This window comes from Pseudomonas sp. XS1P51, from assembly GCF_054897845.1.
Genome location: NZ_CM142707.1, coordinates 5135191 through 5151349 on the forward strand (window position 1 = coordinate 5135191; position 16159 = coordinate 5151349).

General features: G+C 59.5%; 15 protein-coding genes. 9 read left to right on the forward strand and 6 right to left on the reverse strand.

The window, feature by feature from the left end; translation table 11 throughout:
- Nucleotides 1-54: 54 nt before the first annotated feature.
- Both dprA and ACYZUD_RS23845 read right to left on the reverse strand, forming a co-directional pair.
- Nucleotides 55-1155 (reverse strand): DNA-processing protein DprA, encoded by a 1101-nt coding sequence (gene dprA, locus ACYZUD_RS23840; protein ID WP_462020435.1) that lies wholly within the window; start codon nucleotides 1153-1155, stop codon nucleotides 55-57.
- An 80-nt stretch (nucleotides 1156-1235) separates the two neighbouring features.
- On the reverse strand, nucleotides 1236-2261 hold the full coding sequence (locus ACYZUD_RS23845) for a LysM peptidoglycan-binding domain-containing protein (protein ID WP_462020436.1): 1026 nt from the start codon (nucleotides 2259-2261) through the stop codon (nucleotides 1236-1238).
- 170 nt (nucleotides 2262-2431) lie between these two features.
- Here ACYZUD_RS23845 and def point away from each other — a divergent pair, with 170 nt between their 5' ends.
- The 5 genes from def to ACYZUD_RS23870 all read left to right on the forward strand — a co-directional run bounded on the left by def (nucleotide 2432) and on the right by ACYZUD_RS23870 (nucleotide 7165).
- The gene (def, locus tag ACYZUD_RS23850) at nucleotides 2432-2938 is read left to right on the forward strand and encodes a peptide deformylase (RefSeq protein WP_109627010.1); all 507 of its coding nucleotides are present in this window, start codon (nucleotides 2432-2434) and stop codon (nucleotides 2936-2938) included.
- Between the two features lie 70 nt (nucleotides 2939-3008).
- Complete coding sequence (gene fmt / locus ACYZUD_RS23855; protein ID WP_462020437.1) at nucleotides 3009-3968, forward strand: methionyl-tRNA formyltransferase; 960 nt, start codon at nucleotides 3009-3011, stop codon at nucleotides 3966-3968.
- On the forward strand, nucleotides 3965-5275 hold the full coding sequence (gene rsmB, locus ACYZUD_RS23860) for a 16S rRNA (cytosine(967)-C(5))-methyltransferase RsmB (RefSeq protein ID WP_462020438.1): 1311 nt from the start codon (nucleotides 3965-3967) through the stop codon (nucleotides 5273-5275). Before fmt ends, rsmB begins: the two co-directional genes overlap by 4 nt.
- Before the next feature lie 22 nt (nucleotides 5276-5297).
- Complete coding sequence (gene trkA, locus ACYZUD_RS23865) at nucleotides 5298-6671, forward strand: Trk system potassium transporter TrkA (protein WP_462020439.1); 1374 nt, start codon at nucleotides 5298-5300, stop codon at nucleotides 6669-6671.
- Nucleotides 6672-6850: 179 nt separating this feature from the next.
- Nucleotides 6851-7165 (forward strand): tetratricopeptide repeat protein, encoded by a 315-nt coding sequence (locus ACYZUD_RS23870; RefSeq protein WP_462020440.1) that lies wholly within the window; start codon nucleotides 6851-6853, stop codon nucleotides 7163-7165.
- Here ACYZUD_RS23870 and ACYZUD_RS23875 read toward each other — a convergent pair whose 3' ends face one another.
- The 3 genes from ACYZUD_RS23875 to tag all read right to left on the reverse strand — a co-directional run bounded on the left by ACYZUD_RS23875 (nucleotide 7166) and on the right by tag (nucleotide 8961).
- Nucleotides 7166-7405 carry a PilZ domain-containing protein gene (locus ACYZUD_RS23875; protein ID WP_462020441.1) on the reverse strand — a complete coding sequence of 80 codons (240 nt, stop codon included), beginning with the start codon at nucleotides 7403-7405 and terminating at the stop codon, nucleotides 7166-7168.
- A 70-nt stretch (nucleotides 7406-7475) separates the two neighbouring features.
- The gene (locus tag ACYZUD_RS23880) at nucleotides 7476-8363 is read right to left on the reverse strand and encodes a lysophospholipid acyltransferase (RefSeq protein WP_462020442.1); all 888 of its coding nucleotides are present in this window, start codon (nucleotides 8361-8363) and stop codon (nucleotides 7476-7478) included.
- Nucleotides 8364-8403: 40 nt separating this feature from the next.
- On the reverse strand, nucleotides 8404-8961 hold the full coding sequence (gene tag, locus ACYZUD_RS23885; RefSeq protein WP_462020443.1) for a DNA-3-methyladenine glycosylase I: 558 nt from the start codon (nucleotides 8959-8961) through the stop codon (nucleotides 8404-8406).
- Between the two features lie 81 nt (nucleotides 8962-9042).
- Between tag and glyQ the strand changes: the two genes are divergently transcribed.
- The 4 genes from glyQ to ACYZUD_RS23905 all read left to right on the forward strand — a co-directional run bounded on the left by glyQ (nucleotide 9043) and on the right by ACYZUD_RS23905 (nucleotide 13450).
- Complete coding sequence (gene glyQ, locus ACYZUD_RS23890; protein ID WP_003213601.1) at nucleotides 9043-9996, forward strand: glycine--tRNA ligase subunit alpha; 954 nt, start codon at nucleotides 9043-9045, stop codon at nucleotides 9994-9996.
- On the forward strand, nucleotides 9993-12047 hold the full coding sequence (gene glyS, locus ACYZUD_RS23895; protein WP_462020444.1) for a glycine--tRNA ligase subunit beta: 2055 nt from the start codon (nucleotides 9993-9995) through the stop codon (nucleotides 12045-12047). The genes glyQ and glyS overlap by 4 nt, the downstream gene beginning before the upstream one ends.
- Before the next feature lie 6 nt (nucleotides 12048-12053).
- Nucleotides 12054-12587 carry a D-glycero-beta-D-manno-heptose 1,7-bisphosphate 7-phosphatase gene (gene gmhB / locus ACYZUD_RS23900; protein WP_462020445.1) on the forward strand — a complete coding sequence of 178 codons (534 nt, stop codon included), beginning with the start codon at nucleotides 12054-12056 and terminating at the stop codon, nucleotides 12585-12587.
- Between the two features lie 83 nt (nucleotides 12588-12670).
- Entirely contained in the window at nucleotides 12671-13450 is a 780-nt protein-coding gene (locus ACYZUD_RS23905; protein WP_462020446.1) for a lysophospholipid acyltransferase family protein, read from the forward strand.
- A gap of 287 nt (nucleotides 13451-13737) precedes the next feature.
- Here the strand turns inward: ACYZUD_RS23905 and gyrB are convergent, their stop codons facing one another.
- On the reverse strand, nucleotides 13738-16155 hold the full coding sequence (gene gyrB, locus ACYZUD_RS23910) for a DNA topoisomerase (ATP-hydrolyzing) subunit B (RefSeq protein WP_462020447.1): 2418 nt from the start codon (nucleotides 16153-16155) through the stop codon (nucleotides 13738-13740).
- Between the last annotated feature and the right edge of the window lie 4 nt (nucleotides 16156-16159).

Here is a 16159-nt window from a genome sequence, read left to right on the forward strand (position 1 = left end):
GAAAAACTCTCCGGAATAAGGCTCTGCGCAGTTTACCGATCTTCCTTATAAAACCTAGCTCACCCGCGCAAACCAGCGCCCGTTTTCGCAGACGGCCCGGCCGTCCATTTCCAGCTCTGTCAGCGCCGCCAGCACTTTGGGCAAGGCCCAGCCACTGCTGACGGACAATGCTTCACTGGTGTGGGGCGCCGCGTGGAGCAGCTTGAGCAACGGGTGCGTTACCGATGGAGTCTCTGTTGATAACGGCAACCGTTGCCAGCCGCGCAGCGCTTCAAGGATATGTTCAATGGTTTCCACCAGCACTGCGCCGTCGCGGATCAATTGATGACACCCCTTGGCGCCGGGATGATGAATCGATCCCGGAATCGCATACACCTCACGACCTTGCTCCGCCGCCAGCCTCGCGGTGATCAACGAACCGCTGGCGACACTGGCCTCGACCACCAGCACGCCGAGGGACAAACCGCTGATGATCCGGTTGCGGCGCGGGAAGTTACTGGCCGTGGGACCGGCGTCCAGCGGGAACTCCGAAAGCACCGCGCTGCCCGACGCGATCATGGCGTCCGCCAGCTGTCGGTTGCGCTGTGGATAAAACTTTTCAAGTCCCGTGCCAAGTACCCCGACCGTTCGCCCGCCAACATCCAAAGCAGCCTGGTGTGCGGCGGCATCGATGCCCAGGGCCAGACCACTGGTAATCACAAAACCCGCGCTGGCCAAACTGCGAGAAAACGCGGCAGCGGTGTCCATACCCGGCCGGGAAGCGCGTCGGCTGCCGACCATCGCCAACTGCGGTTTTTCCAGAATGCCCGGATCACCTGCGACGAATAACAGCGGTGGTGCATCACTGATCTCCGCCAGCAGTGCCGGGTAATCAGGCTGGTCCCACATCAGTAGATGCTGGTCGGGACGCTCTAACCAGGCCAATGCGTGGCTCGCCCCGTCACGCACTTCACTGCAGCGTCGGGCCTCCGAGCAAGCCATCGGCAAACCCAGCGCACGCCAGGCACTGGCCGGCGCGCTGATGGCTTTGGACGCAGAACCGAAGGCCTCAAGCAATTTCCTGAAACGCGCAGGGCCAAGTTCCGGCAAACGATGCAGACGTAAACGAGCTTCCAGTTCCGCAGGTGAAACCGGTGTAACAGCAGACAGCGACATGGATCATCCTTGATCGTTATGAGCCCCGTTCAAACGGGAATAAGCTGTGGATAACTCTGTTGGTAACTTGTGGAGCAGGCTTACGGATTTCGCACCTTGTCCATCACCGCCAGAGAGCGCGAAGCGTTGAGCACCAGCCCATAGCTGAGCTTGTCGTAAGTGCGGAAAACCATCAGCAAACCAGCGCGCTCATCGGGGATTTTCAGCGGTTGACCGGTGATCCGGTCACGCACGGTTTCGCCGGTTTTCATCACCACCAGCACGTTGCCTTCAGCGAGCCCATCGCGTTGGCCCTTGTTCAGCGTCACCACATCCAGCGCGCCGATCTGGGTCACTCCGCGCGGCACGTCGATGATCAACCCGTTGATCTCGGTTTTTGGTGCACTGGGCATGAAGGTCGAGTTGATCGATCGCTCTTCACCGCTGAACAAGCGATCGCCGAGGCGCACTTCCTGAGTGGTGCGTTGCAGTGCCAACGTGGCGACGTCGCCCTCGATGGCCACGATCTCGCCACCGCCGATATCGTCGGCATTGATCCCCAGAAATTCTTTACTGACCGGATCGGTGTACACCTTACCCTGGCGGAAGATCCCGTAGGCCGGCTGAGCCTGGTCGAAATGGCCGCGGGCGAAGATGCGGTCACCGGTGCCGCTGAGCACTCGTTCGGCATCACCGGCGACGATGTAAGGCGCCTTGTCGAAATCCTCGACCGTGTCGACGATGCGGTTGCTCAGCAGGAAGCTGTTGATCGATTTCAGCGGAATACTCGGGATCGCATCGGCCACCGGCGAGCTACGCACCCGTGGAGAGAGCTTGATGGTGCCCCGGGAAGCGCCGCGATTGAGGGTCAGCCGCGGCTGACCGTTGACGTAGACCAGCGACAGCGAATCGCCGGGGTAGATGAGATTGGGGTTTTCGATCTGTGGATTGGCCTGCCAGAGCTCGAGCCATTTCCACGGCTCACGCAGGAATTTTCCTGATATGTCCCAAAGTGTGTCCCCCGTTACCACTGTGTATTGCTGTGGAAAACCTTCCTTGAGTTGCACTTGCCCGTGCGCCAAACCGGCCGAGGCCAGAAGGAGCAAGGCGAGTAGTGATTTCCTCATGCGGTGAATCCCTTTATTATGTGCATTCGCGTGAAACGCCAGAGCCCTCGTGGCTCGCTCCCGGCTCATTCCTGAAAAGCAGGGAGCTACGTTTCACAACGGTAGCCAGCATCTTCGGACCCGCCAGGCCACCGACCCGACTTTACCTCACACGTGCAGCAATCAAGCTTATGGCCATTTTAGACATCCTCGAATTCCCCGACTCGCGCCTGCGCACTATCGCCAAACCAGTGGCCGTAGTGGACGACGAAGTGCGCCAGTTGGTCGATGACATGTTTGAAACAATGTATGAGGCGCCAGGCATCGGCCTCGCCGCGACCCAGGTCAACGTGCACAAACGTATCGTCGTGATGGACCTCTCCGAAGACCGCAGCGAACCGCGGGTGTTCATCAACCCCGAGTTCGAATCCCTGACCGACGAGATGGAGCAATACCAGGAAGGCTGCCTCTCGGTGCCAGGCTTCTACGAAAATGTCGATCGCCCCCAGAAGGTCAAGGTCAAGGCCCTGGACCGCGACGGCAAGCCCTACGAACTGATCGCCGAAGGCTTGCTCGCCGTGTGCATCCAGCATGAATGCGACCACCTCAACGGCAAATTGTTCGTCGACTACCTGTCCAATCTCAAACGCGACCGAATCAAGAAGAAACTGGAAAAGCTCCATCGCCAGAACGCTTGATGCCCTCCTTTCAAAGGCTTGCCGCGGCAAGCCTTTTTCTTTTGCGACTGCTTTGTAATAGAGAGTTTCCATGACTGAGCCACTGCGCATTGTCTTTGCCGGCACCCCGGAATTCGCCGCCGAACACCTCAAGGCCCTGCTCGACAGCCCCTACGAGATCGTCGCGGTCTACACCCAACCGGACCGTCCGGCGGGCCGTGGGCAAAAGCTGATGCCGAGCCCGGTCAAGCAACTGGCTCTGGAAAACAACATCCCGGTGTTGCAACCGCCGACACTGCGTAACGAAGACGCCCAGGCTGAGCTGGCCGCGTTGAAGCCGGATTTGCTGGTGGTGGTCGCCTACGGCCTGATCCTGCCGCAAGTGGTACTCGATATTCCGCGCCTGGGCTGCATCAACAGCCACGCGTCGTTGCTGCCACGCTGGCGTGGCGCGGCGCCGATCCAGCGTGCCGTCGAAGCGGGCGACAGTGAAAGCGGTGTGACCGTGATGCGCATGGAAGCGGGTCTGGACACCGGGCCGATGCTGCTCAAGGTCATCACGCCGATCACCGGTGAAGACACTGGCGGCAGCCTCCACGACCGTCTGGCGGAAATGGGTCCACCGGCCGTCATCCAGGCGATTGCCGGCCTCGCCGCCGGAACACTGGAAGGCGAAGTGCAGGACGACAGCCTCGCCACTTACGCGCACAAACTGAACAAGGACGAAGCGCGCATCGACTGGGCCCGCCCGGCCATTGAGCTGGAGCGGCGGGTTCGCGCCTTCAACCCGTGGCCGATCACCCACAGCACGCTGAACGGCGAAGCACTGAAAGTGCTGGCCGCAAGCCTCGCCGAAGGGAAGGGTGCACCCGGTGAAATCCTCAGCGCCAGCAAGGACGGCTTGATCGTCGCTTGCGGTGAGCAGGCCCTGTGCCTGACACGTCTGCAATTGCCCGGTGGCAAGGCGCTGAACTTCAGCGACTTGTTCAACAGCCGTCGTGAGAAATTCGCCATCGGCACCGTCCTCGGTCAATCGGCGGACGCTCAATGAATCCACGTCTGGCCGCCGCCAAGGCACTTGCTGCTGTTCTTAACGGAAAAGCCTCACTCAACAGTTCTCTGCCGACACAAATGGACAAGGTCGAAGACCGCGATCGCGGCTTCACCCAAGACCTGGCGTTCGGCACCGCTCGCTGGCAGCCACGTTTGTCGGCGCTGGCGGCCAAGTTGCTGCAGAAGCCGTTCAAGGCTGCAGACGCCGATGTCGAGGCGCTGCTGCTGGTCGGTCTGTATCAATTGCTCTACACCCGCGTCCCTGCCCATGCCGCCATCGGCGAAACCGTCGGCTGCGCCGACAAGCTGAAAAAGCCTTGGGCCAAGGCCTTGCTCAACGCCGTGTTGCGCCGCGCCCAGCGTGAAAGCGAAGCACTGTTGGCCGAGCTGGAACACGACCCGGTGGTGCGCACTGCCCACCCGCGCTGGCTGCAAAAATCCCTGAAAGCTTTCTGGCCTGAGCAGTGGGAAGCCATTTGCGCAGCGAACAACGCGCATCCGCCAATGATTTTGCGGGTCAACCGTCGCCATCACACTCGGGATGCTTACCTAGGATTGCTGACCGACGCCGGCATCGCCGCCACGCCGTGTGTTTACAGTCAGGATGGCATCATCCTCGAAGCCGCCGCCGACGTGCGTAGCCTGCCGGGTTTCGCCGAAGGCTGGATCAGCGTGCAGGACGAAGCGGCGCAACTGGCCGCCGATCTGCTGGACCTGGCGCCAGGCCAACGGGTGCTGGACGCCTGCTGCGCGCCAGGCGGCAAAACCTGCCACATCCTTGAAGCCGAACCAAAACTCGCCGGCGTAGTGGCGGTGGACCTGGAAGCCAAGCGTCTGGTTCGGGTGCGGGAAAACCTCGCACGCCTGGGCCTGAGCGCCGAACTGATCGCCGCCGACGGCCGCGACACCGCGACCTGGTGGGACGGCAAGCCGTTCCAGCGCATCTTGCTGGACGCACCGTGCTCGGCCACCGGCGTGATTCGTCGTCACCCGGACATCAAGCTGACCCGCCAACCCGACGACATCGCCGCACTGGCCGTGCTTCAGGGTGAGTTGCTGGATGCCCTGTGGATAACTCTGGAGGTCGGCGGGATTTTGCTCTACGCCACCTGTTCCACGCTGCCGACCGAGAACACTGAAGTCATCGAAGCCTTCCTCGCCCGCACACCGGGCGCCCGGGAACTGGACATCGCCAGTCAGGCCGGCATCAAGCAGCCGCATGGCCGTCAGTTGCTGGCCCAGGAAGGCGGCCATGACGGGTTCTACTACGCCAAGCTGATCAAGATCGCCGCCGCGCGCGGTTAACCGGTTTTAAGGGAGTGACTGGATGAAAATCATCATCCTCGGCGCAGGACAGGTCGGCGGTTCGCTGGCGGAACACTTGGCCAGCGAGGCCAACGACATCACCGTGGTCGACACCGACGGCGATCGCCTGCGCGACCTCGGCGATCGGCTGGACATCCGCACCGTGCAAGGCCGTGGCTCGCTCCCGACCGTGCTGCGCCAGGCCGGCGCGGATGACGCCGACATGCTGGTGGCCGTGACCAACAGCGACGAAACCAACATGGTGGCGTGCCAGGTCGCCCACACCCTGTTCCACACACCGACCAAGATCGCTCGCGTGCGCGAAGCGGCGTACCTGACCCGTGCCGAACTCTTCGATAACGAAGCGATTCCGGTGGACGTGCTGATCAGCCCGGAGCAAGTGGTCACTAATTACATCAAACGCCTGATTCAACATCCGGGCGCGTTGCAGGTGATCGACTTCGCTGACGGCAAAGCCCAATTGGTGGCCGTTCGGGCGTACTACGGCGGTCCGCTGGTGGGCCATCAATTGCGGCAGTTGCGTGAGCACATGCCGAACGTTGAAACCCGCGTCGCGGCGATTTTCCGTCGTGATCGACCGATTCTGCCCCAGGGCGACACCGTGATCGAGGCGGACGACGAAGTCTTTTTCATCGCGGCCAAGGCGAATATTCGCGCGGTGATGAGCGAAATGCGCCGCCTCGATGAAACCTACAAACGAATCGTCATCGCCGGTGGCGGGCAGATCGGTGAACGCCTGGCCGAAGCCATCGAAAGTCGTTACCAGGTGAAGATCATCGAGATGAACCCGGCGCGCTGCCGCCATCTCTCGGACACTCTCGACAGCACCGTGGTGTTGCAGGGCAGTGCCTCCGATCGCGATTTGCTGATGGAAGAGAACATCGCCGACGCGGATATCTTCCTGGCCCTGACCAACGACGATGAAGCCAACATCATGTCCTCGCTGCTGGCCAAGCGCCTGGGCGCGAAGAAGGTGATGACGATCATCAACAACCCGGCCTACGTCGACCTGATCCAGGGCGGCGACATCGACATCGCCATCAGCCCGCAACTGGCGACCATCGGCACCTTGCTCGCCCACGTGCGCCGCGGCGATATTGTCAGCGTGCACTCATTGCGCCGTGGCGCGGCAGAAGCCATCGAGGCGATTGCCCACGGGGATGAGAAGTCGAGCAAGGTCATCGGCAAGGCTATCGAGAACATTGGTTTGCCGCCGGGCACCACCATTGGCGCGATCATCCGCGACGAAGAGGTAATCATTGCCCACGACGACACCGTGATCGCGGCGGGCGACCATGTGATTCTGTTCCTTGTGGATAAGAAGCATATTCGCGATGTTGAGAAGCTGTTCCATGTTGGGTTGAGTTTCTTCTGATCCGGCGTTTGCGGTGACCGGGCGGGCTCTTCGCGAGCAGGCTCGCTCCCACAGGAGTTCTCGGCTGTACACAACGTTTGTGTTCACTGAAGATCAACTGTGGGAGCGAGCCTGCTCGCGAAGGCAATCTCACTAAAACAGATCCCTCCCTGACACACCTCAACAAGGAATCTACCCCCATGCTCGAATCCCTGGAAAAAATGCTCGCCAAGGGTGTGGATAACTCATTGCTTCGCTTCGGCCTGGGCAAGGGTTATCTGGATCTTGGGGAAAACGCCAAGGCTGCCGAGCATTTCCAGCGCTGCGTCGAGTTTGATCCGAAGTATTCGGCAGCCTGGAAGCTATTAGGCAAGGCTCATCTGGCGCTGGCGAATTTTGCGGCCGCGCGTCAGGCCTGGGAACAAGGCCTGGAAGCCGCCCGCGCCCATGGCGACAAGCAGGCGGAGAAAGAGATGACGGTGTTTCTGAAGAAGCTCGATCGTCAGGCGCACTGATCAGAGGTAACGCAGGCCAATGCCCTCGGCATCCACCAGCACCACTTCCATGCGCACTCGCGGCGCACCTGTGGGCAAGTCCTGCACCTGACCGTAAACCACCGCGCCTTTGGGCAACGCCGACAGGGTCGGGTGCTTGACGTAGACCCCCGTGGTCGAGAGGTTACGGGTCTGGCCCAGGCATACGCCGAAGCTTTCGTGACAGATCTTGATGCGAAACGATTTGCGGTGTTCGGACATCTCTGCGCCCTTGAGTGAACGGTTGTGGATAACCCTAAGTCAACGTTATCCACAGATCATGCCAATCGACTCAATACCAGCGTTCTTCGCCGGGCGGACGCTTCTTGAAGCGCTTCATGCTCCACATGTACTGGCTCGGATACGCCCGCACATAGCGCTCGACCACCTGGCTCATGGCCGCGCAGGACGTCTCGGTATCGGTGCTATACATGGCCTCCGGCGCGGCTTCGAGGATCACTTTGTACCCCGAACCATCCGGCAGGCGCAGGGCATGCAGGAACACGCCGACCGCTTTGCCGCCAGCGAGCATGTTTGGCACGAACTTGCTGGTCAGGGCCTGGGTGGCGAAGAACGGCACGAAGATCCCGGCGGATTCGGACGGTTCCGGGTCAGCGGGAATGCCCACTGCACCACCTTTGCGCACTTCCTTGATGACGCTGAGGATGCCTTCCTTGGTGGACGCGGCAACCTTGTTACCCAGTTGCACCCGCTGTTTGCGCAGCAAATCATCCACCGCCTTCAACTTCGGCGGGCGATAGAAAATGATCGGTTTGCACTGGCTGCAATAGAAGTGATTCAACACTTCCCAGTTACCGAGGTGGCTGGTGATACCGACGACACCTTTGCCAGAGGCAAGGGCGTCCTTCAACACATCGAGACCTTCGACTTCGCGCACCAGATCGATGGAACGCTGAGCCGGCCAGATCCATGCGCAGGCGCTTTCGGTCAGGGACTTGCCGATGTCTTTCAGGCTCTGTCCGACCAGACGCTCGCGCTCGGCCGGGTCCATCTCCGGAAAGCACTTGGCGAGGTTGATCCGCACCACGTCGCGGGAACGGTTGGGGGTTTTCCACATCATCCAGCCGATGGCCGAGCCCACGGCCTGTACTGCCCGCCACGGGAGCAGGGCAAACAGCCGCAGAGCGCCTACCAGCAAGGCGCCTTTCAACTTATCCACAGGTCACTCCTGATCTTGTGCTGTGCGCGAGGTGGCTATTCTAACCGCCGTTCGCAAGAGTCGCGTAGCGATCGCAATCCCGGGTGTGGTCCATGACCATGCCCGAGGCCTGCATCAGCGCGTAGCAAATGGTCGGACCGACGAAGGTGAAGCCGGCCTTTTTCAGGCCTTTGCTCATCTCCACGGCGACCGGCGTAACCGCCGGCACCTCGGTGCGATCCTTGAAATGATTGATCACAGGCTTGCCACCAACGAACGACCAGAGAAACGCCACCGGGTCCTCCAGCGCCAGCCAGGCCTGGGCATTGCGCCGGGCCGCGTTGAGTTTCAGGCGATTGCGAATGATGCCGGGATCGAGCATCAATTCATCGATTTCAGCGTCGCTCATCTGCGCCACGCGCTGTACGTCGAAGCCGAACAGCACCTCGCGATAACGCTCACGTTTGCGCAACACCGTGATCCAGGACAGGCCGGCCTGGAACCCTTCGAGCAAAAGCAACTCGAACAAACCCTGCGCATCGCGTAGCGGCGTGCCCCACTCCTGATCGTGATAAGCCATGTACAGCGGATCTTCGGAACACCAAAAGCAGCGTGGCATAAGGCTCCAGGGGGCGTGCGCAGGACCGAATCGGGTATACTCCCGCTCTTTAAATCGCAGCCCAAGAAACAGGTGAATTTCGTGAGCCAGCCTACGCCAGCCGTGCGTACCTTCCAAGACTTGATCCTCGCCCTCCAGCAATACTGGGCCGAGCAAGGTTGCGTGGTACTTCAGCCCTACGATATGGAAGTAGGCGCCGGGACTTTCCACACTGCCACGTTTCTGCGCGCCATTGGCCCGGAAACCTGGAACGCCGCTTATGTGCAGCCCAGTCGTCGCCCGACTGACGGCCGCTACGGCGAAAACCCGAACCGTCTGCAGCACTACTATCAGTTCCAGGTCGTCCTGAAGCCGAACCCGGACAACTTCCAGGAACTGTACCTGGGCTCCCTCAAGCATGTTGGTCTGGACCCGTTGGTCCACGACATCCGCTTCGTTGAAGACAACTGGGAATCGCCGACGCTGGGCGCCTGGGGTCTCGGCTGGGAAGTCTGGCTGAACGGCATGGAAGTGACGCAGTTCACTTACTTCCAGCAAGCGGGCGGCATCGAGTGCTACCCGGTGACCGGCGAGATCACTTACGGTCTCGAGCGTCTGGCCATGTACCTGCAGGGCGTGGACTCGGTCTACGACCTGGTCTGGGCTGACGGTCCGTTCGGCAAGGTGACCTACGGCGACGTGTTCCACCAGAACGAAGTGGAACAGTCGACCTACAACTTCGAACACGCCAACGTCGAGAAGCTGTTCGAACTGTTCGATTTCTACGAAAGCGAAGCCAAGCGCCTGATCGAACTCGACCAGCCGCTGCCGTTGCCGAGCTACGAAATGGTGTTGAAGGCCTCCCATACTTTCAACCTGCTGGATGCGCGCCGGGCGATCTCGGTGACTGCGCGTCAGCAATACATTCTGCGTGTCCGCACCCTGGCGCGTTCCGTTGCACAAGCCTACCTGCTGGCTCGCGCCAAGCTGGGCTTCCCGATGGCGACCCCGGACCTGCGTGATGAAGTACTGGCCAAGCTGGAGGCTGCACAATGAGTGCTCAAGATTTTCTGGTTGAACTGGGCACCGAAGAACTGCCACCCAAAGCCCTGAACACCCTGGCCGATGCGTTCCTGGCCGGTATCGACAAGGGCCTGCAAGCCGCTGGCCTGAACTACGAGACCAAAACCGTCTACGCCGCGCCACGTCGTCTGGCGGTGCTGATTACCTCGCTGGCTACTCAGCAGCCGGATCGCAGCATCAACCTCGACGGCCCGCCACGTCAGGCCGCCTTCGATGCCGACGGCAACCCGACTCAAGCGGCACTGGGCTTTGCCAAGAAGTGCGGCGTCGACCTGAGCGAAATCGATCAGAGCGGCCCGAAACTGCGCTACAGCCAAAGCATCGCCGGCAAGCCAACCGCGAGCCTGCTGCCGACCATCGTCGAAGATTCCCTGAACGACCTGCCGATTCCCAAGCGCATGCGCTGGGGTGCTCGCAAAGAAGAATTCGTTCGCCCGACGCAGTGGCTGGTGATGCTGCTCGGTGACCAGGTCATCGATTGCACGATCCTCGCCCAGAAGGCCGGCCGCGATTCCCGTGGTCACCGCTTCCATCATCCGGAAAACGTGCGCATCACCTCGCCGGCCAACTACCTGACGGACCTGCGTGCCGCTTACGTACTGGCCGATGCCAACGAGCGTCGCGAGCTGATCAGCAAGCGCACCGAAGAGCTGGCAACGATGCAGGAAGGAACGGCGATCGTGCCACCAGCCCTGCTCGACGAAGTGACTGCACTGGTTGAATGGCCGGTGCCGCTGGTGTGCTCGTTCGAAGAACGTTTCCTCGACGTGCCGCAAGAAGCCCTGATTACCACCATGCAGGACAACCAGAAGTACTTCTGCCTGCTGGATGCCGACGGCAAGTTGCTGCCACGTTTCATTACCGTGGCCAACATCGAAAGCAAAGACCCACAACAGATCATCGCCGGTAACGAGAAAGTGGTTCGCCCGCGCCTGACCGACGCCGAGTTCTTCTTCAAGCAAGACAAGAAGCAGAAACTCGAAGACTTCAACCTGCGTCTGCAAAACGTGGTGTTCCAGGAAAAACTCGGCAGCGTCTACGACAAGGCCGAGCGCGTTTCCAAACTCGCCGCGTTCATCGCTCAGCGCATTGGCGGCAACGCAGCGTGGGCTTCCCGCGCCGGCCTGCTGTCCAAGTGCGACCTGGCGACCGAGATGGTCGGCGAGTTCCCGGAGATGCAAGGTGTCGCCGGTTACTACTACGCCCTCAACGACGGCGAACCGGAAGAAGTCGCCCTGGCGCTCAACGAGCAATACATGCCACGCGGTGCCGGCGCTGAACTGCCGACTACTTTGACCGGTGCGGCCGTGGCCATCGCGGACAAACTCGACACCCTGGTCGGTATTTTCGGCATCGGCATGCTGCCAACCGGTAGCAAAGACCCGTACGCACTGCGCCGTGCTGCACTCGGCGTGTTGCGCATCCTGATCGACAAGAAGCTCGACCTCGACCTGAACGACGCCGTGGCCTTCGCCGTGAATGCGTTCGGTGCCAAGGTCAAGGCCGCCGGCCTGGCCGATTCGGTGCTTGAGTTCGTGTTCGACCGTCTGCGTGCCCGTTACGAAGACGAAGGTGTCGACGTGGCAACCTACCTGTCCGTCCGTGCCCTGAAGCCGGGCTCGGCGCTGGACTTCGACCAGCGCGTACAAGCGGTAGAGGCCTTCCGCAAATTGCCGGAAGCTGCTGCCCTGGCTGCGGTGAACAAGCGTGTTTCGAACCTGTTGAGCAAGGTTGAAGGTTCGGTGCCTTCGGTCGTTGAAGCCAAGTACTTCGACAACGCCAACGAGTTCTCCCTGTACTCAGCGATTCAGCAGGCTGATCAGGCTGTACAGCCGATGGCCGCTGCGCGTCAGTACAGCGAATCGCTGGCGCGTCTGGCTGCCTTGCGCGAGCCGGTGGATGCGTTCTTCGAAGCGGTGATGGTCAACGCTGAAGATGCCAAGGTGCGTGCCAATCGCTATGCGCTGCTGGCGCGTCTGCGTGGCTTGTTCCTTGGCGTCGCCGATATTTCGTTGCTGGGGTAAAACTGTTTGAAACTGCTGATTCTCGATCGAGACGGAGTGATCAATTACGACTCCGACGCTTACATCAAGTCGGTGGAGGAGTGGATTCCGCTCCCGGGTTCGATCGAAGCCATCGCGCAGTTGAGCAAGGCCGGCTGGACGGTAGCAGTCGCTACCAACCAGTCGGGCATCGCTCGCGGCTATTACGACATCGCCACCCTGGACGCCATGCACGAGCGTTTGCGTTGGCTTGTGGCCGAGCAGGGCGGTGAAGTCGGGCTGATCGTCTATTGCCCCCACGGGCCGGACGATGGCTGCGATTGCCGCAAGCCAAAACCCGGGATGTTGAAAACCATCGCCGCCCATTACAACGTATCGCTGACGAATCTATGGTTCGTCGGCGATACTCTCGGTGACCTGGAAGCCGCCAAAGCCGTCGATTCTCAGCCAGTTTTGGTAAAGACCGGGAAAGGCGAAAAGACTCAGGGCAAGACCCTACCGGTAGGCACCTTGATTTTTGACGATCTGGCGGCGATTGCCGCAGAACTTATCCACAATTAGAGTGCTTCGATTTTTTCCTGGCCAAGGATTGATCGGGAGTACGCTTGAATAGGCGGGCAGTGCCCGCAACGGTAAATGTCGCCATGTCGATACTGCAGGCCATCAGATCCTTCCTCTTTTACCTGCTGCTGGGCACCAGCTCATTGCTCTGGTGCAGCCTGAGCTTTTTTATCGCGCCGTTTCTGCCGTTCAAGGCGCGCTATCGTTTTATCAACGTGTATTGGTGCCGTTGCGCCTTGTGGCTGAGCAAGGTATTTCTGGGCATCAGCTACGAAGTGAAGGGCGCCGAGAACGTGCCCGACCAGCCCTGCGTGATCCAGTCGAATCACCAGAGCACTTGGGAAACATTCTTTCTCTCGGCCTACTTCGAGCCATTGAGCCAGGTCCTCAAGCGTGAACTGCTCTACGTTCCGTTTTTCGGTTGGGCCATGGCCATGCTGCGACCGATCGCCATCGACCGCGACAACCCGAAAGCCGCGCTCAAACATGTGGCGAAGAAAGGCGATGAGCTGCTGAAAGATGGCGTCTGGGTACTGATCTTTCCTGAAGGTACGCGGGTTCCTTACGGCACCATCGGAAAATTCTCTCGAGGTGGTACCGCGTTGGCCGTCAACGCGGCACTTCCCGTACTGCCGATTGCACACAATGCCGGCAAATTCTGGCCGAAAACCGGTTGGGCAAAGAAGCAGGGCGTCATCACCGTGATCATCGGCGAGCCAATGTATGCCGAAGGCAGCGGGCCGCGTGCCATCGCCGAGCTGAACGACCGGGTTCAGGCCTGGAACGAACAGATGCAACGGGAAATGGGCTCGCTTCCACCCACACCGCAAGCCCCCGTTGCTACCGATCAAATCGCTGTCTGAGATTCTGTGGATAACCTGTGTACCGTTTTGTTAACATTTGGCGAATTTAGTTTTTATGTTTTTGATTTATATACATATTTCTTAAAAACATAAAATACCGAAAAAGGTGCATAAGTTTTTTTCGGACGTAAAAAAACCGGCTGATATAGCCGGTTTTTTTATGGCTGCGAAAGCGGTGTTTCAGTCGTAGAACATGAGAAGGCTCGATTGGTATCAGCGCACTTACAGGTAATAAAAAAGGCCAACGCTTGAGCGTTGGCCTTTTTTTGTTTGGCAAATCCGAAGGATCAGAAATCCAGGTTGGAAACCGCCAGGGCGTTGCTTTCGATGAAGTCACGGCGAGGTTCGACCGCATCACCCATCAGGGTGTTGAAGATCTGGTCCGCGCCAATGGCGTCTTCGATGGTGACTTTGAGCATCCGGCGCTGGCTTGGGTCCATGGTGGTTTCCCACAGCTGATCCGGGTTCATCTCACCCAGACCTTTGTATCGCTGGATGGTGTGACGCTTGGTGCTTTCGGTCATCAGCCATTCAAGTGCTTCCTTGAACTCGGTGACCGGCTTCTTGCGTTCGCCACGCTGGATGTACGCGCCGTCGTCCAGCAAGGTGCTCAATTGAGCGCCCAGAGAGACAACAGTCTTGTAATCGTTGCTACCGAAGAAGTCGCGGTTGAACGTTACGTAGTTCGACAGGCCGTGGGAGATCAACTCGACCTCTGGCAGCCAGACGTTACGTTCACGGTCTTCACGCAGGCTGGCTTTGTAGACCAGGCCGGACTTCTCGACAGTGCGCAGACGAACTTCGTACTGGGCCATCCAATCCTGCATCGCTGCGTGATCGGACAATTGCTCCAGACTGACGGCTGGCAGGTAAATGAAGTGCTCTGTCAGCTCCTGCGGGTACAGGCGTGACAAACGCTTGAGGGTCTTCATCACCAGACGGAAGTCATTCACCAGACGCTCAAGCGCCTCACCGGAAATGCCAGGAGCTTCTTCGTTCAGGTGCAGGCTCGCGTCTTCCAGGGCCGACTGCGTCATGTACTCTTCCATGGCGTCATCGTCTTTGATGTATTGCTCTTGCTTGCCTTTCTTGACCTTGTACAGCGGTGGCTGAGCGATGTAGATGTAGCCGCGCTCGATCAGCTCCGGCAACTGACGGAAGAAGAAGGTCAGCAGCAGCGTACGGATGTGCGAACCGTCGACGTCAGCATCGGTCATGATGATGATGTTGTGATAACGCAGCTTGTCGATGTTGTATTCGTCGCGGCCAATACCGCAGCCCAGCGCGGTGATCAAGGTGCCCACTTCTTGCGAAGAGATCATCTTGTCGAAGCGCGCCTTCTCGACGTTCAGGATCTTGCCCTTCAACGGCAGGATGGCCTGGGTTCTACGATTGCGTCCCTGCTTGGCGGAGCCGCCAGCAGAGTCACCTTCCACGAGGTACAGTTCGGAGAGGGCAGGGTCTTTTTCCTGGCAGTCAGCCAGCTTGCCCGGCAGACCGGCGATATCCAGTGCGCCTTTGCGACGGGTCATCTCACGGGCTTTACGTGCCGCTTCACGAGCGCGAGCCGCGTCGATCATCTTGCCGACGACCAGCTTGGCTTCGTTCGGGTTTTCCAGCAGGAAGTCGGAGAAGTACTTGCCCATTTCCTGTTCGACCGCGGTCTTCACTTCGGAAGAAACCAGCTTGTCTTTAGTCTGGGAGCTGAACTTCGGATCCGGCACCTTCACCGAGATGATCGCGGTCAGGCCTTCACGGGCGTCATCACCGGTGGTCGCGACTTTGTGCTTCTTCGCCAGACCTTCCGCTTCAATGTAGGTGTTCAGGTTACGTGTCAGTGCGGAGCGGAAACCCACCAAGTGAGTGCCACCGTCGCGTTGCGGAATATTGTTGGTGAAGCACAACAGGTTCTCGTTGAAGCTGTCGTTCCACTGCAGGGCGATTTCCACGCCGATGCCGTCTTCACGCTGGATGTTGAAGTGGAACACCTGGTTGACCGGAGTCTTGTTGGTGTTCAGGTATTCAACGAACGCACGCAGGCCGCCTTCGTACTTGAACAGTTCTTCCTTGCCGCTGCGCTCATCCTTGAGGACGATGCCGACACCGGAGTTGAGGAAGGACAGTTCGCGAATCCGCTTGGCCAGGATGTCCCAGCTGAAGTGGATGTTCTTGAAAGTCAGATCGGACGGCTTGAAGTGAATCTGGGTACCGGTCGTTTCGCTCTCGCCGACGATTTTCATCGGCTCTTTCGGCACACCGTGTATGTAAGTCTGTTCCCAGATCTTACCGCTGCGGCGAACAGTCAAAACCAACTCTTCGGACAGGGCGTTCACAACCGACACACCTACACCGTGCAGACCGCCGGATACTTTGTAGGAGTTGTCGTCGAACTTACCGCCGGCGTGCAGCACGGTCATGATGACCTCGGCCGCCGAGACGCCTTCTTCTTTGTGTACGTCTACCGGGATGCCACGACCGTTGTCGCGAACGGTGATGGATTCGTCCGGGTGGATGATGATACTGATGTCGTCGCAATGGCCGGCCAAAGCTTCGTCGATCGAGTTATCGACCACCTCGAACACCATGTGGTGCAGACCGCTGCCATCGTCGGTGTCACCAATGTACATACCGGGACGTTTGCGTACGGCATCCAGGCCTTTCAGCACTTTAATGCTCGTTGAGTCGTACGTATTTTCTTCGCTCAATGCC